This is a genomic window from Paraburkholderia sp. 32 (genome assembly GCF_050435345.1).
GTDB classification, from domain to species: domain Bacteria; phylum Pseudomonadota; class Gammaproteobacteria; order Burkholderiales; family Burkholderiaceae; genus Paraburkholderia; species Paraburkholderia tuberum.
The window spans coordinates 912484-938462 of record NZ_JBNDKD010000002.1 but is presented as its reverse complement, the minus strand read 5'-3'; the positions used below and the strand labels follow the sequence as shown (position 1 = coordinate 938462).

The window sequence follows — 25979 nt, the reverse complement described above, 5'->3', positions numbered from 1 at the left end:
CGATCCGACAGTTCATTAATCAGCGTTTCCCTAGCGGCACGATGCTCGTTTGCCATAATCTGCGATGAACTAATTGCCCATCTCCGACTCCTGCATAAGCAAAGCCTTCAAATGAGTCGCGGCGACCGCCTGCTGCTCACCAGACGGAAAGTTAGCGGTATGAAAGGAAGTGTGAGCGGGTGACAGGCGTAAGCGAAAGCTATGAACGTGCGACTCCGGCGCGGCGACATGCTGGCCCGAGTTACCGCGGTATCTCGCGCAAAAAATCTGTTGCCGCAAAATTGCGAGTCATTGGATACTGCCGTTACTCGCTCTCACCGCTACGCTTCATGACGGATCCCGACCATGAACGACAGGACGCTTACGACATCCGTAGCCAATCATCCTGATACAGCGAAGGGATCCAACATACCGCGAATGTCACAGCGCGCGCGCCGATTGCTCGCCGTCTATGACGGATCTATGCTGCCGCGCATCGCCAGCAGCGCACCGCGCGTGGCAGTGATTGGCGCTGGGCTTGCTGGCTTGTGTGCCGCTCATGTGCTTGCCCGAGCGGGCTTGGCCCCGGCGGTCTTCGAGGCTGCTCCCCGAGTGGGCGGACGCGTGCGTACCGATCATGGCAGGCAGGAGCCAGGCCTCCTGTCCGAGCAAGGTGGCGAATTCATCGACACGACACACTGGGACATGCTGGCCCTTGCGAGCTATTTCAGCTTGCCTCTCATCGACACCGGAGCCGAGTCGGAGCACTCGTTGGAGACGGCTTACTATTTCGGCGATCGTCAATACAACGAAGCTGATGTGTTGGCCGCTTACGCAGACGTGGCGCCGCGCATTGCGCGAGATGTCGCGCAACTTAGTCGTCGCGTTTCGCGCCGAAGTCACACCGAGGCGGACCGCCGCTTCGATTTCCTTTCGATCAGCGACTACCTCGCGTCGCTTGATATGGCTGAGTGGCTCAGGAATCTGATTGAGGTGGCATTCGTCACGGAATATGGTGGCGACGCCAGCGAGCAGTCGAGCATCAACCTGCTTTCGCTGATCGGCACTGATTTGTCAGACGGATTTTCGATCTTTGGGGGCAGTGATGAGCGCTACAAGATTCGCGACGGCGCGGATCGCATCACCGAGGGACTTGCGCAAGGGTTGAGAGACGGTGTCTATCTCGAGCACCGTCTGCTGCGCCTGCGCAAACAAGGTCAGACCTTTCGGCTAGCGTTGCAGACACCGTCGCGCGTCGCTGAGATCGATGCCGACGCGGTAGTGCTCGCGCTGCCATTCACGCTGCTGCGCCAGGTCGAACTGGACGACACGTTGCCTGACTTCAAGCGCAAGGCAATGCAGGAGTTGGGCTACGGCACCAATAGCAAGTTGCTTCTCGGCATGCAACGTAGGTGCTGGCGCGAACTAGGCTACGACGGCGGTGTGTATACCGATCTGAGCTTTCAGACCGCCTGGGACAGCAGCCGCCAGCGGGCAGGCGAGCGGGGAATCTTTACCTGTTTCCTGGGCGGACGCGAAGGTCTCCATATTGCCCAATCCGGTGCGCAGTTACAGGCACGCCGTTTTGCGGAACTCGCGGAAAAAGTGTTCCCGGGTTTTGAAGCACAGTTCGACGGCAGCGCAGAGCTAGTTCACTGGCCGACCGAGCCGTATGCGCAAGGGTCCTACACTTGCTACCGGCCGGGGCAGTGGACCAGCATCGCCGGGGACGAGGTCACGCGCGTAGGACAGCTCTACTTCGCCGGCGAGCATTGTGCGACAGATTCGCAAGGCTACATGAACGGCGCTGCGGAGACGGGTCGTCAAGCGGCACAGGCAATCATCAGGCGACTGGCTTGACTGTGCGCGCCGCGACGTGACCTGCCGAAGAAGTGGCGTCACGAACCGCCATGCAATGCTCTACGTATGTTCGTCGGTTAAAGAGGCCACATACCTCGCAGGATGGTGAAATCATGACACTTGCAACCAATCAGTTCATCATATTTTTAAGCGGCGTCAGCAAAGAATTCCACGAGTGGCGAACCTATCTGAAAGCGCATCTCGAGAGCCGCGGCGCACGCGTTTTTAGCCAGAACGAGAATCCTTGCGACGTCAAGGATGCTGCAGGCATCCACGACAGGCAATTGGTGAAATCGCATCTGGTGATATGCATGATTGGCATTCAAGAAGGAGAGGTCATCGATGAAGCCGTGATGCATGACATGCGCGAGAAAGGATTAATACCGGAGCAGGCACCGGAGAAAATGACTTGGACGCAATGGGAATACTTTTGCGCGAGGCGGCACCTCAAGCAGTGCACCGATGCCGGACAACCCGTGTGGCTGATGACGGTGTTCTGCAACATGAACGATCCGCGAAAAGACCCCGAGGTCGTGAGTCGTCTGCCGGAAGGTCAGAGGCGGTATGTCAGTCAACTTGTCGAAGAAGCCAGGACATCGTTGTCTCCGCTCTGGTCTGCCAACATCCATGGCGCGGAGGGAATCCTCGACCTCGTCGCTTCCGCCGCCCGTGACAAGTCGGGTGGCCTGTTTGAACCGTTTCAAGCTGCCTTGTGGCGGCGGTTGCAGACGGACTATCGGGCGGCCGTCAGGACGAAGTGGCTGGACGACTATGGTGAAGACATGCCTTTCGAGGATACGGGGAATTCCACCGACAATTTCCGTCAGTTTGTCAGTGACCAGCAGATGCAGCGGTTGGAGCAACCCTGTCCGCATCTGAGAAAGGCGCTTTCCCCGGAGGCCTTCCTCGCAGGGCACGACACCGAGCGCGAGATCGCGGCTCACGATACCGGGACTTGGCATGCTTGCGAACGACAGGCAATCATTCGGCTGCTGACCTGTGAAAGTGATACAGGGCAACGTGAACAGTTCCGGCCGCAGATCCCGACAGGCGACAAGGCGTGGGCGCCACGCGTGTGCATTGTTTCAGCGGGCGGCGTCGGCAAGACCACGTGCACTCGCCGACTCGTTCATGAACTCTCGATCGAACGCCCTGACGAAGACGGTCTGCTCGCGATACGCATCCTCGCGTTCGAACTCCGCGGTATGCAGGGAACCTCCACGTCGGATGTGGCGGCAGTCATGAGCCGCACCATGATCGCTGTCCTGGATCATGACGCCCTAAAAGGGCTAGTGGCGTTTGAACCCGAAGGGCCCGAGGGTGATGCGCAACACCATCTGCTCGACTTCGTGAAAGGCCGGCTCGAGCAAGATCTGGTTGCAGGGCGCCTGGTCATCGTGATCGATGAGCTGGATCACGAGCCTCAGACGAATCTGCGCTTTCTGGTCGCGGCTCAGCGCCGTTCTGACTGGTGGCGATGCCCGATCGTGGTGGCGTGCAGACCGCATGCGCTCCTAAGTTGGGAACAAAGGGTATCGGGCGAGCAGCAGAGAGTCGACATGTTGTGCTGGTGTTTCGTGGAGCTATGCGAATTCACTGAACCGCAAAGCCGCCGGATGCTGGGCATGGTCAAGGAGTCGGATGGTCATGCCGTCGCTCGCTATGACCTTCTTCGGAGCAACATGCGTGGCAAGATCCACACCCCGCGGGTACTGGCTTACATCCTCAAGACAGGCTTTACGATGGAGGAGTTGCGAAAACTTCGAACTGCGGCCGACGTTTACTGGCGTGCCGTCAAAGAGATCCTTAAGCAATCCATTGATCAGATTCATTCGGCTGATCAAACGTCGCAGAGCGATGAGCAAAGCGTCGAGCGACAACAGCATCTGCTCGGCATTTTGTCGGCGTTGGGATATCTGAGTCTAATGGGCGGAATCGACAACGAAGGACGCAACCGTGTTGACTGGGACAAGTTGAAGGGGATGCTGTTAGACGCCAAGCGCGAGCAAAGGGGCAATGGCAAACTGACCGGCTATCAGGCAAGTGAGATGCAACTAAACGATGATCGCCGGTTTCTTGGTAAATTATCGGCCATCGTCGACAACGGATTTCTCGAATCGATGGCGGTCGGTGCTCACGACCCGAAACTCGGCTCTCTGATCCGGTGGGACAATCTCACCATCAGGGATTTTCTGGCTGCCTATTGGCTCGCTCAGCACGGACCGTTGCGACCGAAAGGCGGCCCGCCAACGCTGCCTCCGCACCTCGTGTACTTTCCCGATGCGAAAAAGGGCGACGAACGCGACAGCGCCTACGACCTCAACTGCTTCCTGGCGGATATGCCGCTGGGAGCGGTCTACCCTGGGAGCTGGGTTGCTGCAGCACGGGCCTGGTACGAGCCGAATTTGATGCGATTGGGCGAGCGCCGCCGTGCCACCGAGATGCTGTTTCGATCATGGTCGAAAATGCACCTGTTTGCCGGATACCAGGTGGATGACTGGTGGGACGTCCCTTACTCGCTCATCGCCGACAACTCCGCCGCCGACCAGCGCATCGAGGCCATTCGCAAGTTGAAGTGGGATCCGCCGCATCCGAACTGCGAGTCCAACCCCGCACTTGAGTCTGCATGTAGTGCGGCGAGGGCCTGCATCACGAGCTATCGCGACGAGTTTTCAGCGCTGCTTTCGAGCGGTTCCGCGCCAGTCAGGCACTTCGCTTTCGAAGGCTGGAAGGAAGTACCCGCCGGCTCATTCAAGATGGGCTCACACCTGGAGACGCAGGGATTGCCGGACAAGACCCGCGCATATTGGCGCGAAGTGCTTGCCCGGGTCGCCCGCGGTGGCCCGGATGACGATCCGTATAAACTGGCTGAACGGTGTACCCCCGAGGAATGGTTTTCTGGCGCGGTCGGCAAGCGCGACCGCGCCGACGATATCGCCTCGATGCATAAAGTTTTCGCTGATTACCTGGCGAAGCTGAACCAACGGGGGTTTGATACCGCCATCGCAGAAGCTGAAGCTCTCGATGAGATCACTAATATGTGGCGGACCAAAGATGAGACCCCAGAGAAAGGAGAGGACGACCAGCCCGTTGCTAGTTTCACGATGAATGAGCTTCCCGTGCAACTGAGTGTATATCAGGTGTTCGCCGGCGGTCAGGTGGAACTCATCAAGCGAAATCTGCGTGGCTACGGGGCACCGGACGATTACCCCGTGGAACGGCCGGTGATCTTTGTCAGCTGGTACGACTCCTGGGCTTTTTGTGAATGGGCGAACTGGAGCGAGGGCGGCGTGCGGTACCAGTGCCGGCTGCCCCACGAGCCCGAATGGGAGTTCGCCTGCCGTCACGGCGAGGGCGGCGAGCTGATTCCCTTTGCCCAGCGTTACTGGTGGTCAGACACGTTTTACGACCACGAGCGTACAGGCGAGAAAGAGCCGCTTTCCAAACTCGAAGCGCACGCGGATGGTTCGCCAGGAGCCACGCGCGATCCGTCAGTGGCCGCCCCGAACGGACTCGGTTTTCGCGACATGCTTGGCAACGTCTGGGAATGGTGTGCCAACCACTATGATCCGCGCTGGTTGGAGACCGAGGTCCGGCATGGTGAAGCTGCTCCGGCCTACTCGAGATATCGGCCGGCCTCGCGGCCGCCGGACAATGCAGTGCGATCGTTGCGCGGAGGGCTTTGGTACTACGTCGACCACCTGTCGACCTGTGCGAATCGTTACCGCCAGGTCTGCGAAGACGCCGACTACAAAAAGGGCTTTCGAGTCGTACGTGAGGTTGTCGTGAAGACGACGACCGCGAACGATCCTACAGCAAAAGCATGAGGACGTTGAAGACTTCGATCCGTCGCCAGCGGTTGCCTTTTCGAACAAGACAATTCATTTTGCGGGGACTCTAGATGAAGATACCACGCGAGGTGCCATTGGTCAGTGGAACCGTGGGCGACTCGATACTGGTCCTGACTCGTCCGGATATTCGGAGCGCAGAAGAGCTGACCGCGCCTGCCCGATATCAGACAGCAGACGGCGTCGTTCATGGCCGTCCGGGTGACATCGCTATGATGGGGTATGGCGGTGAACAGTGGCCGATTAAGCGCACGGTGTTCCTGGGTACTTACAAGGTTCTCGGACGAGTCGGACAGTATTTTATCGGCGAGCGCCTCTTGCATGTCCGGCGCGCGTGGCCGGTTACCTCCGAGTCGGCAGTGTTCGACTACGGATCCGATCGCGGCAAGGTGCCGGTCGCACGTGGCGGTTGGATATACCAGTCCGACGACAATGACTACGGCACGGTCAACCGTGAGGTTAAACACGTCGGGCACCTCGAAATCGACGACGAAGACCGGATTGTCTCCGGCACGTGGGCCGATCGATACGACAGATGGACACTCGCGCTTACGGCACTCCCTCCGATCCTGTCGTTCCTGGCATTGCTGGCCTTTGCCGCAGCGGCAGAGCAGATGAGGTACTGGATTTCTCCCGTCCTTATCGCGGTGGAGACGGTCTTGCTGATCATGGGAGCGACCTTGGTATGGTGGATCCGAAAAGATCGCTGGCTGTTAAAAGCGTGCATTGCAATGGGTCAGGATCTATGCGTGCGCTACCAGGTCGCCGTCGAGCTGCTGGGCAACGCACCCTCGACCGATTTTCCTGGCATGTCACTGTGGAGGTGCGCGCAGTCGCAGGTCTTGGACGGAAAAGACGCGAAAGTTGAGCCCAAGCAGGCGGATAACGAGCCCGCGCCTGCGTCTACAGCGGAGCGCGACGCGCGCCTGAAAGAAGAAATCGGCGCGACGCTCGAGCAACTGACGAACAAGATCGAAAGCTGCCACAAGCGGGAACGCCTCTCTTCCTGGGCGACGAACGCTGCGTTTTTCGTAATCTTGCTCGTCAACGTCTATCTGCTGGGAGTGGCTGATCAACCCTACGTCGAGCTTGCCGGTATTTGGCTGCCCGCGCTGATCTCGGCAACGCATTCGTTTAATTTCAGGCGACGAACCACAGACCGCATCGGCGCCATGACAGAATTCCGCCTGCAATTGCGCTTCGTGCAAACGCGCCTTTTCGACATGAGTCCTGGAGAGGGTACGAGTGGCTCCGCAGCAGACCGCGCGGCGACGCTACGCCTCCTCTGTTCGATTGTCGCCCAACACAGCCAGCGTGAGTTTTTATTCGCGCTGTCGAATGAAGCCGACTTCCCAGTTTGAATGGAAGACCAACGCCGCAGGAGGCCGATGATCTGTCGCCTGCTGCCGAACTGCGAGTGGCCGTTGCTATCTGGAAAGCGACCATTGAAATGGTCTTGGCTCCAACGGCGGCTCGGGGTCGTCATGAGTCAGACGAAGGCAGACTGATCAAAGTCGGGAAAGTTAAAGGTGAGCGATGGGACCCGGGCGGACGCACGATCGGGTGAGGGCAGGCGGGCGCAGTGGCTGCGCTGCGGCGAGACAGCCGGGTTGGATAGTGTGTGTATGCTCGCTACGGTAACGTGTCTGACCAGCAGGAAACACTCCGGCAGCCGGGATCCCGGCGCGCTGGCTGCGGTGCGTGATCGCAACTGCGGGTCCCGCGTCGAGCCGATCCGGGCCGCCCTGGTGGGCAACTATCTTCCCGAACACGTCTTCGCGCTGCAACCGGCCCTGGCATTCAATGACTTCTACCAGGCGCGCGTTGACGAATGCGATGCCTGGATCGAGTGCACATTGGCCATGCTTTCCGCCTGTAAGGCCGTGCCGCAATAGCCATTGGGAAAGATGCGCAGTCGGATCCAGCAGCCCAACGCGCTGAGCTTCGCCGTGCGTACCCTCATGCACCAGCTTGCTGGCGTCGACCTCACCCAGATTCATTGAATCGGCTCCTGCCGGGCTGTGCGTCTCGTCGCCGTATGCGGCACCGATCTCGACCCATGGCGGACCGCCAGGCATTTCAGCTCCTGGCTGACCCTGTCGCCAGGGTGCAAGGCGAGCGGCGGAACAGTCCTGTTCCCGACCGAAGCGATCGGTATAGTTCAGGACCGCCGTGTGCGTCTGCGCTCCGATCGGTGAATGGCTCGTTGGCGCGTACATGGCACGGCCTCATCTGGCCGTGATCCCGACGTCTAACTTGCAAACATGAACGGCCGGAAAGCCGCACCAGAACTGGCCTGTTTCCACGGCAAAAAGTTAGACAGAAGAGCGCAAGCCATTGAATTGACGGTGAAATGTGGGTAATGAGCGTGCAGGGATTCGGTCGTTCAAATCCTCTCGCCCTCACCAATACCAGCAAGGGTTTGCGGCATTTAGAGTAAACCATGTCTAATAATCGCCGCAGGTACGCTACCCCGGCGGACCTGCGGCGGTCGGCGCACCGCCTGTCCAGGCGGGGAGGTTCGGCGACGGAATTTACAACTCGCATATCAATCACGCGGCTGAAGTCAGCACGATGTGGAGCCACCGTGCGCATCGCACCACGCAACCTCCAGGGTGAACGGAGTCAGGGCTTGATACAAAGGACTACAGATAAATGTGTTTCAGCGATGGTGGGACGGCGCGGCAGGGTGGAGCAGCGCAGAAGCGGTGATCCAGCCGCCGCCGTCCCGGTGGCCGACAGTCATTGCACTCGGAGGTGAACTATGAGCAAGAGCAACGGTGGGCAGACAACAGGCGGGCAGTCCCCGGCAGCGGGCTCGAAGACTGGTAGCCCTGGACGCGGCCGAGCGCCGAACGGTTTCTACGGCGGAAACTGGCCGGGCACTACTGGTGGCACATCTGGCGGCAACCGCGCCACCTTCTGGCGGCAAGAGGTAACTACAAGGCTTTGACGAAAATTGGCCCGAGGGGCGAGCGGGCGCTGTGATGAAGTGCGGCCGACGTTAGCAACGTAGACGCTCCTAACCGGTCCTGCGCGATACCGCATCGTCTCGCTTGCTGGATACCGGCATGCGCGGAAGTACGGACGGAGCGGTGAGTGACGTCGCCAACAAGGATATTGCCGGCCGACATGCTCGATATTGACGCGTCCCTACGCTGGCTTTTCAGTGCGGCTCAAGCGCGTCGAGCCGAGCCCGCGCAATTTCATCGGGATGCGTGCAGTGATATGCGTCGAACAGGCGCGAGCACACCTCTGCGAGGTCCGCCAGGTTCAGAGCCTGGTCTGGATGGTCGACCTCTTTCGCGGTAAGTATGTCGTCGAGTACCGGCGCTAGTCGACGAAGTTGCCGAAATGTCTCCAAATCTAGTTCCATATCAATTCCCTTTGCAGCGTGAACTGAGGCCTTGTGGCTGCCAGACCGTACGGCGTGGTCGGAGTCGCGTGGCGAACGTTGTACGCCTGTGAAAAGACCGACCGGCGAATCCACCACGCTAACACTTTCATATGTCTCACGCAGAGGACGGTCTCTCGGCCTCAGCCGATAAGACTGCGTTAAACCTCGGAAGTTTTTGCGCGACGCACAAATTTCTTAAGAAGTTGCCTCAGCATTCCCGGGCTGAGGCTTGTCTCGCACCCCAGCGGCCGGCGCGCGCGTGCGCTGGAAATTGAGGCGGTTTCAAGATTCGAGCTTGACATTACTGAGCCGGACTTGTGCGTCGCACAACAACTGAATTGTTAAATTCAAAAGAAACGGGTATACGCTTACGCAACTTCCCTACCGGAGGCTTGTTCGTGTCGACTTTGCTTCAGCAGGACGGACTCGTTGCTACATGGTGCCGGATTAACTCTGGCGCCGAAACGGGCGCCTTGGAATGTTCTGAGCTCGACGCATGCGGCGAAATCGTGCCGCATCCGCATCCTTCAGGTCGACGACAGATTGTCATGACTGACGTGTACTGCCAGATTGCCGAGACGATAGGCCACGTCGCGGCGATGTCGGTTGCGGTGGCGACCCGCTCCTTTGGGATCCGTGTACCTGACGTGGTGTGGATGCCCCCGGAGAGGTGGGAATCAATCGACCGGGAACTCCCTGTTCCGTTTGTTCCGGACCTGTGCGTGGAAGTGCTTCTGGACCGACGGATGCCGCAAGATATTGGGCACAGAGTCCGGGCCTACCTGGAGGATGGTGCCCGCGAGGTCATCGTCGTCGGCCAACGCGGCGAACTGCAGTTCTACGGCGCTCATGGGCAACTTCAAGCATCAGCGTTTGGCATATCTTTGTCGCTCGAGCCAATGTACTTCGACGCATAGCGCCGTCGTCCACTGAATCCGTTGGCCGAAACTCAGCTAGCGCTTTATCTGGGTGGGAAATCGCACGTACGCTGCTTGCGGCGCTCCAGGCGTCAGTTGCAGTTCGTGCTTGCCATGCCGCCGCCGAGGTTCGTGGTCGTACAATGGATGGGGGCGCCAGTCAGATGCACTGTCTGCGGCTGCCGCGCGTTGACCGCGTGCATGTAGTTCGCCCACGCGGACATGCTGTTTGCGAACTGCTGATTTGCAATCTGCTCGGCCTGGAGCTGTCGCTCCTGGTTTTCAACGAGGCGAGCTTCCCGGTACTGTCGGGCCGCGTCGACGGCGGCTTTCCCTATTGCATACCGGCGCTGCGCGACCTCGCCGTAGGTGACCAGGCGGTCAAAGTCCGGCACTGGCCATGTATGTCCGTAGTGGGTCGACATGAGCCTATCGCGGGACGCGGCGCGCGGCCAGAAGTGGCCGGTGTCTAGTCTATGTCGACTGACAGTTCGCCGCCGAGGCTCATCCTGACCGGGGCGGGTTCGACCAGGGTGAACTCGATGTTGAACGGCGCGACTTTCCGGGCCACCGCCTCGACGCAGCCTTCGCCCCCCTCCACTCGTTGATGTGGTAGGGGCTGAAATTCGGATAGGCAGTCGGTCCGCCTGCCGCCTTGATCGCGGGTTGCTCAACGGCCGGCTGAACATACCTTGCCTGCGAAGGTCCAATTTATTCTGGTCTTCGACACGTTTCCGCCATGTCTCGCGCTTCGTTTGTCCACGCACACGCTGCCCACGCCGATTGGCGGGTGGCCCTGGCCGAGTGCCAGAGGCAAGTGCAAACTCAAATTTCGACGCGTGCGGCACAGGAAAATGAACCCGGACCGTTCACGCTCGGTTGGTGCTACCTGAGCGACTATTACGCACCCGCGTCCGAGGCAATCCTCAGTGAGTTGCACCGGGGTCTGCCCGGCGTCGCTTGGGTCGGTACGGCCGGTGTCGGCGTGGCCGCTAGCGGCATCGAATACTTCGACGAACCGGCCCTAGTGTTGATGGTCGCGCCGCTGCCACGGGAATCGTTCCGGCTATTCTCCGGCCTGCAGCCAATGCCTGCGACGTCCTCTGGGTTCGTGGCCCATACCGCGCTGGTACATGCCGAGGGCGGCACACCCGACGTGCAAGAATTGCTGCACGAGTTGAGCGCACGCACAACCACTGGATATCTCTTCGGCGGGCTATCCTCGGCGCGAAACCGTCCGCTACACATGGCTGACGGCGTGTTCACCGGCGGTCTGTCCGGAGTGCTCTTCGGCCCCGAGGTCGGTCTGATCTCACGTGTGACGCAGGGCTGCCAGCCGATCGGGCCGCTGCGCACCATCACGCAGGCCGAACACAATCTGGTGGTCACGCTGGACCGCAAGCCTGCACTCGATTGCGTGTTGCAAGATCTTGGACTCGACCTGGATCTGCCAATCGATGCGTTTTCTGAGGCGCTGTCCGCCACCCTGGTGGGCTTGAGCATCGGCGCGGAGGACGTGCCGAAGTGGGCTGGAAGGTTCGGCGCGGATACACTCGTGCGGCACCTGCTGGGCGTGGATCTGGAGCACCGGGTCTTGGCGATTGCGGATCTGGTCGAGCCCGGCATGCATCTCGCCTTTTGCACGCGCAACCCCGAAGCCGCCCGGGTCGATCTGGTGCGCATTGCAACGGAAATCCGCGCGGAACTCGAAAGCGGCACGGCGGGGCACATGTCGGGCGCCCTGTATGTCAGTTGCTCCGGACGGGGCGGCCCGCATTTCGGTGCGCGGCATGCGGAATTGCAGACGGTGCGAAAGGCGCTAGGTGACGTGCCGCTGGTGGGATTCTTCGCCGGCGGCGAGATCGCAAGGGATCACCTTTACGGCTACACGGGGATATTGACGGTCTTTACGAGCCGGGACTGATGCCCTGAACTGTTCTGATCGGCGCTCCGGCCCTGTACGCCAACAGCCATTCGCATGCCGCGCTGACAACTCCATGCATGCCCTTTTCGAACCACGCCTTGTTAATGACGCGTTTGGCGACCCGGGTCTATAGACAGTCGCGAGCATCGTCGCGCTGTGTCGATCACCGCCCCGTCAGCATCCGCAGGATTTTTTGCACGATGCGCTCATGCAGCTCCAGCGCCTCATCGAGCGTCCATGTTCCGTAGCTCTTGTTCTCTCGCGCTTGCATTCCGGCGATGCGCGTCACAAACAGCAAGGGCTCCCCAGTCCTGGCTTCGGACACACCTCGGAAGCGGGTCGTGACCGTTACCCCGGATTCTTCCAGCAGCGTGCGGCGGAAGATCAGTTCGTTCTCAGCCATCCAGCGCGACCACTCGCCGCGGTCGAACACCTCGACGGGCCTGTTCTTCGCATCGAGGACATAGACGCTTTCCCGCCTGGGCGGGACGGAGCGGGTCTTCATATTTCAATTGGGAGGCGCGAGCAGGAAGCCGATCGCCTCCCGCCACCAGGTTTCGTCGACATAGCCAATCCAATCGTTATGTTCAGCCTCCTTCACGATCCTCAGTTGCCTCGGTTCGTGCTGCAGCGCAACCCGGCTCCGTACCTATAATCGATTTGCTGGCCAGGCGTTTGTTGGCCTGATGCAATGATTCGTGGCCAGTGCAGGAGCAGTGGAGGCGGCTATGCACTTCGACGCATTTTCTTTTGGTTCTATCCGCATAGATGGCGTTACTTATCAGCATGATGTGGTGATCGACCGCGGGCAGGTTCGCAAACGCAAAAAGAAGCCATCGAAGGCGTTTCGCGAAGCGTTCGGGCATACACCGCTATCGATGGCCGAGGCCATTCCCTGGAGTTGCCAGCGCCTCGTGATCGGCACGGGCACCGGAGCGTTGCCGGTGATGGAAGAGGTGAAGCAAGAGGCCGCGCGCCGGAAGGTCCGACTGCTTATCGTGCCGACGGAGGAAGCCATCGCCACCCTCAAGGAGCGCGCTCATGGAACAAACGCGATTCTGCACGTCACGTGCTAGGCGGTGCATCTGGCGCGGCACTTCGTGGGACAGATTGATCTCGAGTCGCGTCCCACCAGCGGCAAGGGCTGCGGTCTCGGTCTCGACATCGCCTACCGGATCGTCGTCAACCGGCATGACGGCGCGATCACCGTAGCGTCGCAGTCGGGCGCGACGACGTTCCAGGTGCGGCTGCCGCTCGGCGCGCAGGCCGCGGGCGGCGACGAGAATCCTCGACTTGACGGAGACAGAGAATGACTCCAGGCGGCGCGGTACCAGGCGAACCCATCAAGGTCGGTCAATTGAGCATTCGATACCTGATTGATGGAACCGCTACTGGCGGCATGGGTGTATTCGAATTGACTGTGCCACCCGGCTCACACGTTCCACCGCCGCATCGACACACCCATAACGAGGAGTGCGTCTATGCGCTCGAGGGCATACTGCGGTACTCGGTCGATGGCGTAGAGCGGGACCTGTCGCCAGGAGACTGGATGTTCACCCCACGCGGAGCGGCCCATCACTTCAGCAACCCGCACAGCAACTCGGCCCGCGCCTTGATCGTCATTGCGCCCGACATTGGCGCTCAGTATTTCCGTGATGTTGGAGCAATCGTCAATGCTGGCGGTCCACCCGACCGCGCGAAGCTTCTCGCCGTGATGGCCGAGTACGGGCTGGTGCCAGCACTACGCATTGAATAGCAGTTGCCGAACCATCGCGTCCCGAGAATGCCCCCGCATCTCGGGAGCGGCAATTTGCATCGGCTCGTGCTCCGGACAGCCGCACGTGCGGGTATTCTTGGTCTGAGGTGAACATGGACCCGCTAAAGCATGCGCTGCTTGAATATCACGAACGCAGCAAGCACCGCGTCAACTCCTACGCTCCCGGCCCCGGGAGGCTGGATTGGGCAACCCAGCCGGATCCGTTCCGTGTGTTTCACGGCACGGCGCGCGTTGGTCTGCCGTTAGCCGCGGACACACTCGCGACTCGCTACAACGATCTACGCCGCGGCACCCTGCCGCTCGCGCACGGATTCGATCTATCCAATCTGGCAATCCTGTTCGAACTTTCGCTCGGCCTGTCGGCGTGGAAATCCTATGGCGCCCAGCGGTGGGCACTACGTTGCAACCCATCGAGCGGAAATCTGCATCCGACCGAGGGCTATCTGCTGTGTCCGGCACTGCCCGACTTGCCCGGAGGCGTGTATCACTATCTGAGCCGGAGTCATGCGCTTGAACATCGCGCCGCAGTGGAGGATCCGCAATGGACCGAGGCGTTTTCAGAGAGCGGCGTCCTGCTCGGCGTAAGCTCGATCTACTGGCGCGAGGCGTGGAAATACGGTATGCGCGCTTGGCGATACTGCCAGCACGATTGCGGCCATGTCGTCGCCGCAGTGAGCTACTCGGCGGCAGCGCTAGGCTGGCAGACGCGGCTGCTTGAGGAGACCGCCGATGACGCAGTGGCCGACTTGCTTGGATTGGACCGCAGGGAAGACTTCGGAGTGGCCGAAAGAGAGGCGCCGGATGTTTTGCTCTGGATCGGCAATCCTGCATTGCGGCCTGATCTCGAGCGCATGCGGACCGCGCTGGACAAGGCTCAGTGGCACGGGCGCGCGAATCAGCTGAGCTCGGGACACGTGACGTGGGCGGATATCGATTCGATTCATCGCGTCACGCATAAGCCCCCGACTCGCGCACCGACCTCGTCGACTCCGCGACAGCGCCCGCCGCCCGCGACGCCGGCCCTCGATCTCAACTTTGCCCGGATCGCCCGACAGCGTCGCAGTGCGGTGAATTTTGACGGTACGACGTGCATCACCACGGGGGCGTTTTTCAGCATGCTGGCGTGCCTGTTGCCACGTCGCGACACGCCGCCGTGGAATGCACTGATGTCTGCTCCCGCAGTGCACGCGGCACTATTCGTGCACCGCGTGGACGGCCTGGAGCCGGGCCTGTATATGCTCGTGAGAAATACGGGCGTGCTGCAGGATCTCAAACAGTCCATGCGTCCGGAATGGCTGTGGCAAAAGACCGGACCAGACTGTCTGCCGCTCTATTTTCTGCTGCCTTACGACCTGCGCGCCGCGGCAAAGTTGATCTGCTGCGACCAGGATATCGGCGCTGATTCCTGCTTTGCGCTGGGGATGCTCGCGAGTTTCGAAATCGCCTTGAAAGAGCCGTGGCGATATCGCCACCTTTTCTGGGAATGCGGCATGCTCGGTCAGGCGCTCTATCTCGAAGCCGAAGCCGCCGGAGTGCGCGCCACGGGGATCGGCTGCTTTTTCGACGATGAAATGCACGCGCTGCTCGGCCTGAAAGATCACGCCTGGCAGAGCCTGTATCACTTCACCGTCGGTGGCGCATTGGACGATCAACACCTGTGCGCCCTCCCGCCCTATGAGGTTCAGCCCTGAAACGAGAGTCCCGTGTCTCGACGCGGGCGAGGCGGTTTTCTCCGGCACGACAGAGGCCGCTACATCGGAAATCCGTTGGCAAAGCTATCGCGGAGATAGCTGACGAACAGGCTGACTGCACGCTAAATGGCTTGAACCGTCCGCATCGGGCAGGAGCCGGCCCAGATTGTGTCAAAACGCATTTTGGAGCGCTAAAATTTGCCATCCGATAGCGAAGGATGAGCAAGATGAAACGGTTCGTTCAAGGCGACAATCGTACGCAAAGCTTTCTCCTCCCTGAAGCCCTCGATGACTACGTGACGGACACCAATCCCGTGCGCGTAGTTGATGTCTTTGTCGATGAGCTTGATCTGCATAAGCTTGGGTTTGAAGGCGTCGAACCAGCATTGACCGGTCGGCCGTCGTATCACCCCGAGGTGATGCTCAAGATCTATATCTACGGTTACCTGAACCGTATTCAGTCGAGCCGCCGCCTTGAACGCGAGGCCCAGCGCAACGTCGAGCTGATGTGGCTTACAGGCCGCCTTGCACCGGACTTCAAGACCATTGCGCGGTTCCGTAAAGACAACGGCAAAGCGATCCGTAGCGTCTGCCGTCAGTTCGTCATGCTATGCCAGCGTCTGGACCTCTTCGCCGAAGCGATCGTTGCGATTGACGGCAGCAAGTTCAAGGCGGTGAACCACCGTGACCGTAACTTCACGAGCGCGAAGCTTGAACGACGCATGCGCGACATCGAGTCAAGTATTGCTCGCTATCTTGAGGCGATGGACACAGCGGATCGTCAGGAGCCTGCAATCGCGAAGGTCAGGACGGAGCGACTGCAAGACAAGATTGCGGCCTTGAAGGAGCAGATGCGAGGCCTCAAGGAGATCGAGGTCCAACTCAACGCAGCACCCGACAAACAGGTATCGCTCACGGATCCAGATGCCCGTTCGATGAAGACTCGAGGTACGGGGGTTGTTGGTTACAACGTGCAGACTGCAGTTGACGCAAAGCACCACCTGATCGTCGCGCACGTCGTTATCAATGATGGGATCGATCGTGATCAGTTGACGTCAATGGCGAAGCTTGCCCGTACAGAGATGGCCGTGGACAAGCTCACTGCAGTTGCGGACCGGGGCTACTACAAGAGCGAGGAAATACTCGCATGCCATGAGGCTGGAATAAGCGTGCTCGTTCCGAAACCGGTGACATCGAGCGCAACGGCTAATGGCCGCTTCGGCAAGGATGACTTCATTTACAACGCACAGACGGACGAATATCGGTGCCCGGCGGGCCAGCGGCTAATCTGGCGATTCTCAACTGTTGAGATTGCACTCCAGGCCCTCAACGTCGCGTGGCACGCTGGGAACACGAAGATGTTCTCGATGAGATGCAGGCGCGACTTGATCATGCGCCTGAGATGATGCGCATCCGGCGACAGACTGTCGAGCATCCGTTCGGGACGATCAAGGCATGGATGGGCGCCACTCATTTCCTGACACGGACCATCGAGCGCGTGAGCACAGAAATGAGCTTGCACGTGCTTGCGTACAACATGAAGCGCGTGATCAAGCTACTCGGTTCAGAAGCGTTGATGACAGCGATGCGGGCGTGAGCCCTGTTGGGAGGTGCTGCGCCTTCGCAATACTTCCGCTGTGATTTGACGCTCGGATCGCCGCAATCGAAAAGTCGAGACCTGCGTCAAGCCAGGTTTCGTTAATTCCCAGTCGCTGCCCGTTTTGACACGCTCTGGGCCAGGAGCCGACATTCGCGTGCGCCGTCGCTCGGACGTTCAGGCGTCGGTTCTATCCAGGAAACGGCCGTTCAATTCGCGACATCGAACGTTGCTTCATCGGCCAATGCCAAGTCGCCGATCGGAAGGTGTGAGGCTGCTATTGATTGCTGTGTCGATGTTTGCTAACTGGCATCATCAGACAACAAGCGGCCGTCTGAGGGTTCTCATTTTCAACGGGATCATGATGCTGAAGTTGAAGTCCATGAGCTAGCGTCACCCGAGCAGAACGCCAACGAGAGCAGCTAAACCACAAGCGGACGCGTCGGGCGTGACTGGCCTGGTGACTATCAGGTATTCACGGACGTTTACTTGACCTCAAGATGCGCTTTGCGAATCTCCATCAATTGGGATCATTTGGCCGGAAATGGAACGTCCGGCATCGGATGCCAGGAAGACAGCGAGCGCCCCGATCTCCGCCGGATCCACGAAATGTTTGACGGACTGATTGGCGAGGGCGGCCGCCTCTTCCTGCGCGACGGAGCGGCCGCTGGCTGATGCTCGGCCCGCCAGCACTTGCTGAATACGTGGCCCTTCCACGGCGCCTGGCAAGATCGCGTTGACGCGTATGTCAAACTTCCCCAACTCACGCGACAAGGTCTTGGTGAATCCAATGAGGCCCCACTTGGTCGTTGCGTAGGGGCTGCGGTTTGGGTAGCCGAAGCGGCCAGCCAGCGACGACATGATCAGAATGACGCCCGCGCGCGATTGCTTCAAGTGAGCGATGGCTTGTTGCGTGACCGTGAACGTACCGGTGAGATTCAAACGCAGTACTGCTTCCCAGGCATCCGGATCCATGTCCGCAACACTCGCTGTCGGTCCCGCAATGCCTGCGTTGTTGATCAGGACATCCAAACCGCCCAAGGCGGACGCGGCCTCCGCGACCATGCGCGAAGCCGCCGCGCGATCTGCGATGTCGCACACCGAAGCCGTCACGCGCGGCAATTGCGCCTGGATCTGTTCAAGCGCGGCTTCGTCGATGTCGCAGACGTGAACGGTAGCGCCTGCCGCTACGAAGGCTTCCGTGATCGCGCGCCCGATACCCCCGGCGCCAGCGGTCACCAGCACGCGCCGGCCTTTCGATGTGGTCATGCAACCCTCCTTTCTGACTTGATCATGCTCGCCGCTCAGGCGCACGCGGCACGTATGAATTCAGGGACACCGACGGCCTTCAGACGTCCGTCGTCCTGCTTGACACACAAAGCACGCGTCGCGTTACCCTCACAGATCAGGGTATCGTCGCGCATGATGCGATGGCTTTGGATAAACACTTTGCCTCGCCATTCCTCAGTGCGGGTATGCAACTCGAGACTTTCACCGTAAGTCGCCGAGGTGTGAAAACGAGTGTGGATCTCTAACAGCGGCGCGCCGATGCAGTTGGGCAGCGCTTGCATTTCCCGCCACGGCGGCAGGCCGCACTGTATAAAATAATCGTGCGATGCGGCGTCCATCCAGCGCGAAAAGTTCGGAAAAAAAACGATTCCGGCCGGGTCGCAATCGCCGAATTGCACGTCGATACGATAGACAGTTTCTTTACTCACGGGTATATGCTCCTGCTTTCAGTTCAACCATTGTGCGTGCATTGCCCGCGCGACACTGTCAGCGCGGCGACATTTCGCATCGGCTGCCGTGCGCGCCGCCCGGAGGGACGGCAATGACGAGGCAAAAGCGGATCGCCACGGTGTCGCTGACGCTCGACGAACTGCTCGCCCAATCGCCGTGGTTCGCGAGGCTCGACGAACCCACGAAGTCCCGCGTGCGCGCCGATGCGTCGGAGCGCGCCGTCGCAACCGGTCAGGCGCTAGGGCATCACGGCGAACGACAACACGCCTGGTTCGGCATGCTCGAAGGCCTCATCAAGTGGTCGATCACTGCGCGCGACGGCCAAACGGTGACCTTGGGCGGACAGTCGGTCGGCAGTTGGTTCGGCGAAGGCACGCTGATTCGCAACGCGCCGCGCGAATCGGATCTGATCGCGTTGCGCGACAGCCGAGTCGCGCAGATTCCGCGCGCAACCTTCAATTGGCTTCGCGAGCACCAACCCTCGTTCAACGAATTTTTGCTGCTCCAGGTCAACGAGCGTCTGCACTGGTTCATGGGCGCCGTCGCCGCGCACGGACTGCTCGACACCGACAGTCTCGTCGCCAGAGCGCTGGTGGGTATGGTGCTACCGCTGTCCAATCCGAGCGGCGCGGGACATCTGCCGCTGTCCCAGGAAGAGCTCGCCAACCTCGCCGCTGTGTCGCGTCAGACGTGCAACAAGGCAATGACTCGCTTCAAGAACGCGGGGCTCGTGCGCACCGAGTACGGCGGCATCGTCGTGCTGGATTTGCCCCGGCTCCACGCGTTGGCCAGATAGCGGCGTCTGCCTTTCTTCGTCGTTGCGGCATCCGCATCCCCGGATGGCCAGGTGTTTACGCTGACCCCAACTGTCGCGCCATCGACAGTCGCGGGAAGGGTCGCCCGAAATAATGCGTGTCATACAAGACCCGGAGACACGCAATGAATCGCGCCCATTCCCTGCCCACCGCAATCGCGCTCGTCGAGAGTCTGTCGGATCAGATAGCGGAAGACGCCGTCTTTCGAAAGATCAGTTGGCGCGTGATGCCTCTCATTCTGATCGCCTACGTCTGCGCGTTCCTCGACCGCATCAACATTGGCTACGCGCAGTTGCAGATGAAGCAGGACCTCGCGTTCTCCGACGCGGTATATGGACTCGGCGCGGGCATTTTCTTCGTGACCTATCTGCTGTTCGAGGTGCCCAGCAATCTGCTGCTCGAGAAGATCGGGGCGCGACTCACCTTCCTGAGGATCATGGTGCTGTGGGGCCTCACGTCCGCGGCGACCGCGTTCGTCACCGAGCCGTGGGAGTTCTATGGAATCAGGCTGCTGCTCGGCTTGTTCGAAGCGGGCTTCTTCCCCGGAATCATTCTGTATCTGACCTACTGGTATCCGAGCCAGCGCCGCGGCCGCGTGACGGGTCTGTTCCTGTTCGGCATGCCGATCACGGGCGTCCTGGGCGGCCCGCTGTCGGGAACGATCATGAGCCGCATGGAGGGCCTTGGCGGCATGCATGGCTGGCAATGGCTGTTCCTCGTCGAAGGCCTGCCGACGGTCCTGCTGGGGATTCTGCTGTATTGCATGCTGCCGGACCGGCCAGGCCGCGCCCCGTGGCTGAACGACGCGGAGAAGGTGCTGGTACGGTCGGTCCTCGATGCCGACCACGGCGGCGAGACCAGGGCTGCGCATCATGGCCGGCTCGCGGCGGCGCTGGCTGACCCGAAGACCTACGTGCTCGCATTCGTCTATTTCTGCTGCGCTTGCGCCGTCTACACGCTTACGTTCTGGTTGCCGACCATGATCAAAGGGCTCGGCATCGCCCCGATCGCCACGATCGGCTGGTACACGGCAGTGCCCTACATCTTCGGCGCGCTGGGTGTTCTCGTCATCAGCCGCAGCTCGGATCGTTTTAAGGAGCGTCGCTGGCACGTCGGGGGAACCCTGGTCTTCGGCGCGGTGGTCCTGGCCTGCACCTCCTTCCTCGGCACCGCCGTCGTACCGGTGATGGTCCTGCTGTGCGTGGCCTCGTTCTTCATCTTTGGTGGCGGCTCGCTGTTCTGGTCGATTCCCCCGACCTACCTTGGGCGCGATGCGGCCGCAGCCGGCATCGCCGTAATCAGCTCACTGGGCATCCTTGGCGGCTTCGTCAGCCCGACGCTGATCGGTTGGATAAAGGGCGCGACCGGCAGCATCCAGATGGGTCTGCTGGCCTTGACCGCGGTTGTCATCGGCGGCGGTCTGACGATCCTGCTGGGGCTGCCAAAGCGCGCAGTCCGCGTGGGCCCCGGCGATGGCGCGAACGTGCACTGATCGACTCGTCCCAGCCAATCCCGTTCTTTAGATCAATTTCAACTCTGGAGTAGACCACCATGAGCAAGCCCAAAGTCATCGTGACCGTTGCCCCGACCGGCGGCATGGCCAACAAGCAAATGAACCCGAACCTGCCGACCCAGCCGCGCGAGATCGCTGAGGACACCTACCGCTGCTACAACGCGGGCGCCAGTGTCGTCGCAGTCCATGCGCGACGTCCCGATGACGAGGCCACCTGCGATCCGGCAATCTATAGCCACATCAACCGGCTGATTCGCGACAAATGCGACATCATCCTGAACAACTCCACCGGCGGCGGCATCAACGGCGACATGGTTCGCGAACTCGACAACGGCCTGTGGGAGATCCAGTGGGAAGAACGCCTGAAGGGTATGCAGGGTGACGGCGTCGAGATGTGCACGCTCGATGCGCAGACCGTGATCGCAAGCTTCAGCGGCAAGGAGATCCTGGTGGCGACGCCGCCCTCGCGAATCCGGCAGATTGCCGCGATGATGAAAGAACGAGGCATCAAGCCCGAATGGGAGGTGTTCGGCCTTGCCGACATCGTCCAGGATGTTCAGCGCGCCATCAACGAGGGACTCGACGACGCACCGCACTTCATCAATATCGTGATCGGCGCCAATGCGTTCCAGGGCGCGTTGCCGTACACGCCCCGGCTGTTGCAAACGATGGTCGACCACCTGCCCCGTAACACCGTCTTCAACGTCAGCGCCATCGGCGCGGCGCAGTTGCCCGCCGCGATGAACTCGCTATTGCTGGGCGGGCACGTGCGCGTCGGGCTCGAAGACAACCTGTACTACAGGCACGGTGAGTTGGCCACCAATGTGCAACTGGTCGAACGGCTCGTTCGCCTGGTGCGCGAGATGGGTTACGAGCCTGCCACGCCGGCTGAGGCACGCGAGATCATTGGACTGCGGCCGTTGCGCGAAACGCTCAGCGCTGCCTGCCTGGAGGGTTAGGCAATGGCAACGCGAGACGTCAACGTCGCCATAGTCGGCACCGGTGTTATCGGCGCAGCTTGGGCGACCCACTTCCTGGCTCATGGTTTCACCGTCACGGCGACGGATCCCGGTCAAGGAGCCGAGTCGCGCCTGCGCGACTGGATCGACGATAGTTGGCCTGTGGTCGAGAGGCTCGGACTGGCAAACGGCGTCTCGCGGGACAAGCTGACGTTCACGACTGACATGGGCGCGGCTGTGCGCAATGCCGATTTCATTCAGGAAAGCGGCCCGGAGCGGCTGGATGTCAAGCACGCGTTGATCGCGAGTATCGAATCGGCGGCAAGGTCGGATGCGATCATTGCGTCGTCTTCGTCGGGGCTGGCAATCAGCGAGATTCAGACGGGCGCGAAGCACCCGGAACGAATCGTCCTGGGGCATCCATTCAACCCGGTCCACATCATGCCGTTGGTCGAGGTCGGTGGCGGCCGGCTTACCTCGCCCGAGAACATCGCGAAGGCCATGGCGTTCTATTCCTCAACGGGCAAGAAGGTCATCAGGATCAGCAAAGAAGTCAAAGGTCATATCGCCAACCGTCTGCAGGTGGCGATATGGCAGGAGGCCATCAGCCTGGTACAGCGCGGGGTCGTCTCTGTGGAGGACGTCGACGCGGCGATCTCCTACGGCCCAGGCCTGCGCTGGGCACTGCTCGGTCCGTTTCTCAACCTTCACGCTTCCGGGGGATCCGGTGGCATCACCCATGTCCTCCAGCACCTGGGTGCGGCCCAGCGCGAGTGGGCCAGAGACCTGGGCAAGTATCCCGAGACAGACGACTACATCGAGTCGATTGCAAGCGGCGTCAATACGGAACTGCAGTCGTACGACTTTCCTGAGATGCTTCGCCAGCGCGATCAATTGCTGATTCAACTACTGGAGGCGAAGCGAAATCTTTCTCAGATCCCCTAGCCGGACGGTACCTGAAGATGAGCGGGATTTGGATGCAGATCTCTGTGACATACATTGATCTGCCATTATTGCGGCAGAAAAGATCCTGCTCGTCCCGCGGTATGGCAGTTCCACACTGATACCTGCCGTTGGAACCGCGACCACCCGACCGTCGGAAATGGGTCGTCATGAGTCAGACGAAGGCAGACTGATCAAAGTCGGGAAAGTTAAAGGTGAGCGATGGGACCCGGGCGGACGCACGATCGGGTGAGGGCAGGCGGGCGCAGTGGCTGCGCTGCGGCGAGACAGCCGGGTTGGATAGTGTGTGTATGCTCGCTACGGTAACGTGTCTGACCAGCAGGAAACACTCCGGCAGCCGGGATCCCGGCGCGCTGGCTGCGGTGCGTGATCGCAACTGCGGGTCCCGCGTCGAGCCGATCCGGGCCGCCCTGGTGGGCAACTATCTTCCCGAACACGTCTTCGCGCTGCAACCGGCCCTGGCATTCAATGACTTCTACCAGGCGCGCGTTGACGAATGCGATGCCTGGATCGAGTGCACATTGGCCATGCTTTCCGCCTGTAAGGCCGTGCCGCAATAGCCATTGGGAAAGATGCGCAGTCGGATCCAGCAGCCCAACGCGCTGAGCTTCGCCGTGCGTACCCTCATGCACCAGCTTGCCGGCGTCGACCTCACCCAGATTCATTGAATCGGCTCCTGCCGGGCTGTGCGTCTCGTCGCCGTATGCGGCACCGATCTCGACCCATGGCGGACCGCCAGGCATTTCAGCTCCTGGCTGACCCTGTCGCCAGGGTGCAAGGCGAGCGGCGGAACAGTCCTGTTCCCGACCGAAGCGATCGGTATAGTTCAGGACCGCCGTGTGCGTCTGCGCTCCGATCGGTGAATGGCTCGTTGGCGCGTACATGGCACGGCCTCATCTGGCCGTGATCCCGACGTCTAACTTGCAAACATGAACGGCCGGAAAGCCGCACCAGAACTGGCCTGTTTCCACGGCAAAAAGTTAGACAGAAGAGCGCAAGCCATTGAATTGACGGTGAAATGTGGGTAATGAGCGTGCAGTGGCGTGCGTCGGCGAAGACCGATGGTGCGGCGGCGCGGCGGGCGTGAGGTTGCCGTGGTGCCGCGCGTCGATCAGGATGGCGGCGCTTTACTGCGCGAGCTTCCGGTTCAGCCGGCGCATGCCGTCGAAGACCGCATCGGCCACGTCCAGCGGAAAGTCGGCGGGCAGTAGCGACGAGACTCTATCGATCACCGTCTCCGTTTGCGCGGTCAACTGATCGATCAGCGTATCGACGTCCGCGGCGGAAAAACCGACGCGCTGTCCTTCGGCCACCCAATGCCGGCGCTGGATCTGATTGAGCAGGTAGTGGACGTTCTTGCCGCGAACCGCCATCGCCAGTTTCACTTTTTGCGCCGCGAGGCGCCCCGCGCCGCTGCCGATGATCGGATGCGCGGACAGCACGTCATAAAGCGGCGTGGATTCGTAGCGATTGCCGGGCAGATGCGCAATGCTGAAGTTCTTCGCGTGGCCATCGGTCGCGGCGAGCAGCCAGAAAACCAGCTGCGTCGCGAAGAAGTTGCGCCGGTCCGTCGTCGCGCGTGTGGATCTCGCGAGTATCTCCATGATCGCCTCGATGCCCGGACCGCCGTCGGACTCGTACTTGTGCAGCGCCGACGTGCCAGTGGCCTGGCACATGTCCTCTTGCGGCAGACGCACGATCCACGTGGCGTCGCTCGACAAGCGGCGATCGAAGCGCTCGACGATCAATACCTTCTGCTCATCGAATCGCGCGACTTCGCAACGCGCGACGGGCAGCCCGTAGGCCGCGACGATCTGCGAGCACAGCCATTCGTTTTCCACCGACGTGCGCATATCGGCGCGCATGTTGCCGACGAGCCCAAGCGGCAGCTTGAAGATGTGCGTGGTCGGCGTGCTGCCTTCGGGCAGCAGCCAGCGATTGCGATGACGGAGCAGCGCGGTTTTTTCCTGCGCGCCGGCGATCGACAGACGCAGGTCTTCGAGCGGATCGTGCTGCCCGAGCGGCGCCGCCGTCGTCGTGCCGCGTAGCAACGCCGCGATGTCGCTGTCGCTGAGTTCGCGACCGTGGATGCTCGTCAGATCGCTCGGTTCTTCGTCCGGCGACAGCAGTTGCAATGCGCCGACGCAGTCGCGGCCGAGCGCGGTGAGCAACGCAAACGGCGCGGCGCTGCCGGTCCGGTAGCGCGCGGCGATGCGGCGCCGGATCGGTTCGCTGTCGGGCAGCAGGTTGTCGAAATAGTCGGCGACGATCTGACCGCGATACGCCTGATTGCCCGGTGTGAACGGCAGTGACAGCGATAGCGGTCGTCCTTGCGGATCGTCGATCCATTCGTCGGCATAGCTCAGACGTTCGCCGCTGCGTGTCGTTTCCCAGGCGCCGACCCGCAGGCCGTTCATCCACAGATTCAGACGGTTCGGTGTGCTGCGCGCCATGCTTACCAGTCCTCCCGTTTCTTGCTGGTGCTGGCCGCTTTGGTTGCCTTGGCGGGTTTGACCGCTTTGGGCTTTTGCGCCGACGGTCCCGGTTTGAGCGGAACGCGCGTGGCGCGTTTAGCGTTGCTTTTTGCGTCGACCGGCGTTCCGTCGACCGGCGCTCCGGCGGCCGGCGCTCCGGCGGCCGGCGTTCCGCTCCCGGCGCGGCGGGAGCGGTTCGGCGCCGGCGCGGCGTCTTCCACGGCCACGCTTTGCGTCGATCCGCTCTGCGCGAGCTTCAGATCGACCTGCAAGACCCGCAACACCCTGAAGAGCCGTTCGACGCTGACGGTCGCCGGATTCGCTTCGAGTTGCGCGTAGGTCTGTTGCGTGACCCCGAGATGCGCGGCCATCGCGGCCTGAGTGAGGCCGGCGGCCTTCCTGAAGCCCTGCAGGATCGGTCTGAGCTGGCTCAGTGTCTTGATGGCGTAGTCCACGGTCGATCTCCGGTTCGGCTGCGGCGGCGTAACAGCCCAAAACCTGTAAATAACAGATACAGTCTATACT

The 25979-nt window shown here is 60.9% G+C and carries 23 protein-coding genes and 1 pseudogene; 18 read left to right on the top strand and 6 right to left on the bottom strand.

The features are described 5' to 3' along the window. Positions 1–345 precede the first annotated feature (345 nt). From OKW26_RS19635 to OKW26_RS19610, 6 genes are all read left to right on the top strand, one after another. Positions 346–1839 (top strand): flavin monoamine oxidase family protein, encoded by a 1494-nt coding sequence (locus OKW26_RS19635; protein ID WP_429354838.1) that lies wholly within the window; start codon positions 346–348, stop codon positions 1837–1839. Between the two features lie 113 nt (positions 1840–1952). Beyond that, entirely contained in the window at positions 1953–5666 is a 3714-nt protein-coding gene (locus tag OKW26_RS19630; RefSeq protein ID WP_429354837.1) for an SUMF1/EgtB/PvdO family nonheme iron enzyme, read from the top strand. A 74-nt stretch (positions 5667–5740) separates the two neighbouring features. Further along, positions 5741–7048, top strand: a complete 1308-nt coding sequence (locus OKW26_RS19625; RefSeq protein WP_429354836.1) for a hypothetical protein — start codon at positions 5741–5743, stop codon at positions 7046–7048. A gap of 264 nt (positions 7049–7312) precedes the next feature. Then, positions 7313–7582 carry a hypothetical protein gene (locus OKW26_RS19620; protein ID WP_429354827.1) on the top strand — a complete coding sequence of 90 codons (270 nt, stop codon included), beginning with the start codon at positions 7313–7315 and terminating at the stop codon, positions 7580–7582. Between the two features lie 108 nt (positions 7583–7690). Beyond that, on the top strand, positions 7691–7885 hold the full coding sequence (locus OKW26_RS19615; protein ID WP_429355256.1) for a transposase: 195 nt from the start codon (positions 7691–7693) through the stop codon (positions 7883–7885). Between the two features lie 1597 nt (positions 7886–9482). Beyond that, complete coding sequence (locus OKW26_RS19610; RefSeq protein WP_187639387.1) at positions 9483–10001, top strand: Uma2 family endonuclease; 519 nt, start codon at positions 9483–9485, stop codon at positions 9999–10001. A gap of 92 nt (positions 10002–10093) precedes the next feature. Here OKW26_RS19610 and OKW26_RS19605 read toward each other — a convergent pair whose 3' ends face one another. Further along, positions 10094–10426, bottom strand: a complete 333-nt coding sequence (locus tag OKW26_RS19605) for a hypothetical protein (protein ID WP_429354835.1) — start codon at positions 10424–10426, stop codon at positions 10094–10096. A 314-nt stretch (positions 10427–10740) separates the two neighbouring features. Here OKW26_RS19605 and OKW26_RS19600 point away from each other — a divergent pair, with 314 nt between their 5' ends. Beyond that, positions 10741–11925, top strand: a complete 1185-nt coding sequence (locus OKW26_RS19600; protein ID WP_429354834.1) for an FIST signal transduction protein — start codon at positions 10741–10743, stop codon at positions 11923–11925. A 163-nt stretch (positions 11926–12088) separates the two neighbouring features. Here the strand turns inward: OKW26_RS19600 and OKW26_RS19595 are convergent, their stop codons facing one another. Then, positions 12089–12430: a hypothetical protein gene (locus OKW26_RS19595; RefSeq protein WP_429354833.1), complete on the bottom strand. Its 342-nt coding sequence runs from the start codon at positions 12428–12430 to the stop codon at positions 12089–12091. Positions 12431–12653: 223 nt separating this feature from the next. On the opposite strand from OKW26_RS19595, the gene OKW26_RS19590 reads away from it, so the two are divergent. The 5 genes and pseudogenes from OKW26_RS19590 (at position 12654) to OKW26_RS19570 (ending at position 16990) form a co-directional block, all read left to right on the top strand. Beyond that, positions 12654–13001 (top strand): MTH938/NDUFAF3 family protein, encoded by a 348-nt coding sequence (locus OKW26_RS19590; RefSeq protein WP_187639383.1) that lies wholly within the window; start codon positions 12654–12656, stop codon positions 12999–13001. Positions 13002–13025: 24 nt separating this feature from the next. Beyond that, on the top strand, positions 13026–13238 hold the full coding sequence (locus OKW26_RS19585) for an ATP-binding protein (RefSeq protein WP_429354832.1): 213 nt from the start codon (positions 13026–13028) through the stop codon (positions 13236–13238). Continuing rightward, positions 13235–13681, top strand: a complete 447-nt coding sequence (locus tag OKW26_RS19580; RefSeq protein WP_187639381.1) for a cupin domain-containing protein — start codon at positions 13235–13237, stop codon at positions 13679–13681. Before OKW26_RS19585 ends, OKW26_RS19580 begins: the two co-directional genes overlap by 4 nt. Before the next feature lie 113 nt (positions 13682–13794). Beyond that, the gene (locus OKW26_RS19575; RefSeq protein ID WP_429354831.1) at positions 13795–15393 is read left to right on the top strand and encodes a SagB/ThcOx family dehydrogenase; all 1599 of its coding nucleotides are present in this window, start codon (positions 13795–13797) and stop codon (positions 15391–15393) included. Positions 15394–15620: 227 nt separating this feature from the next. Then, positions 15621–16990 (top strand): annotated as a pseudogene (locus OKW26_RS19570) (IS1182 family transposase). Positions 16991–17485: 495 nt separating this feature from the next. Here OKW26_RS19570 and OKW26_RS19565 read toward each other — a convergent pair. Together OKW26_RS19565 and OKW26_RS19560 are read right to left on the bottom strand one after the other, a co-directional pair. Then, entirely contained in the window at positions 17486–18259 is a 774-nt protein-coding gene (locus OKW26_RS19565; RefSeq protein ID WP_429354830.1) for an SDR family oxidoreductase, read from the bottom strand. Between the two features lie 35 nt (positions 18260–18294). Then, positions 18295–18708 carry an acyl-CoA thioesterase gene (locus tag OKW26_RS19560; protein WP_187630047.1) on the bottom strand — a complete coding sequence of 138 codons (414 nt, stop codon included), beginning with the start codon at positions 18706–18708 and terminating at the stop codon, positions 18295–18297. Between the two features lie 113 nt (positions 18709–18821). Between OKW26_RS19560 and OKW26_RS19555 the strand changes: the two genes are divergently transcribed. The 6 genes from OKW26_RS19555 to OKW26_RS19530 all read left to right on the top strand — a co-directional run bounded on the left by OKW26_RS19555 (position 18822) and on the right by OKW26_RS19530 (position 23843). After that, entirely contained in the window at positions 18822–19526 is a 705-nt protein-coding gene (locus tag OKW26_RS19555; RefSeq protein WP_429354829.1) for a Crp/Fnr family transcriptional regulator, read from the top strand. 143 nt (positions 19527–19669) lie between these two features. Then, positions 19670–21037 (top strand): MFS transporter, encoded by a 1368-nt coding sequence (locus tag OKW26_RS19550; protein WP_429354828.1) that lies wholly within the window; start codon positions 19670–19672, stop codon positions 21035–21037. A gap of 59 nt (positions 21038–21096) precedes the next feature. Continuing rightward, positions 21097–22017 carry a 3-keto-5-aminohexanoate cleavage protein gene (locus tag OKW26_RS19545; RefSeq protein WP_187630050.1) on the top strand — a complete coding sequence of 307 codons (921 nt, stop codon included), beginning with the start codon at positions 21097–21099 and terminating at the stop codon, positions 22015–22017. 3 nt (positions 22018–22020) lie between these two features. Further along, complete coding sequence (locus tag OKW26_RS19540; protein WP_187630051.1) at positions 22021–22962, top strand: 3-hydroxyacyl-CoA dehydrogenase NAD-binding domain-containing protein; 942 nt, start codon at positions 22021–22023, stop codon at positions 22960–22962. A 308-nt stretch (positions 22963–23270) separates the two neighbouring features. After that, the gene (locus OKW26_RS19535) at positions 23271–23540 is read left to right on the top strand and encodes a hypothetical protein (protein WP_429354827.1); all 270 of its coding nucleotides are present in this window, start codon (positions 23271–23273) and stop codon (positions 23538–23540) included. A 108-nt stretch (positions 23541–23648) separates the two neighbouring features. After that, positions 23649–23843 (top strand): transposase, encoded by a 195-nt coding sequence (locus OKW26_RS19530; RefSeq protein ID WP_429355256.1) that lies wholly within the window; start codon positions 23649–23651, stop codon positions 23841–23843. A 264-nt stretch (positions 23844–24107) separates the two neighbouring features. Here the strand turns inward: OKW26_RS19530 and OKW26_RS19525 are convergent, their stop codons facing one another. Together OKW26_RS19525 and OKW26_RS19520 are read right to left on the bottom strand one after the other, a co-directional pair. Next, positions 24108–25433 carry a type II toxin-antitoxin system HipA family toxin gene (locus OKW26_RS19525; RefSeq protein ID WP_429354826.1) on the bottom strand — a complete coding sequence of 442 codons (1326 nt, stop codon included), beginning with the start codon at positions 25431–25433 and terminating at the stop codon, positions 24108–24110. A 2-nt stretch (positions 25434–25435) separates the two neighbouring features. After that, the gene (locus OKW26_RS19520; RefSeq protein WP_429354825.1) at positions 25436–25909 is read right to left on the bottom strand and encodes a helix-turn-helix transcriptional regulator; all 474 of its coding nucleotides are present in this window, start codon (positions 25907–25909) and stop codon (positions 25436–25438) included. Positions 25910–25979 lie beyond the last annotated feature (70 nt).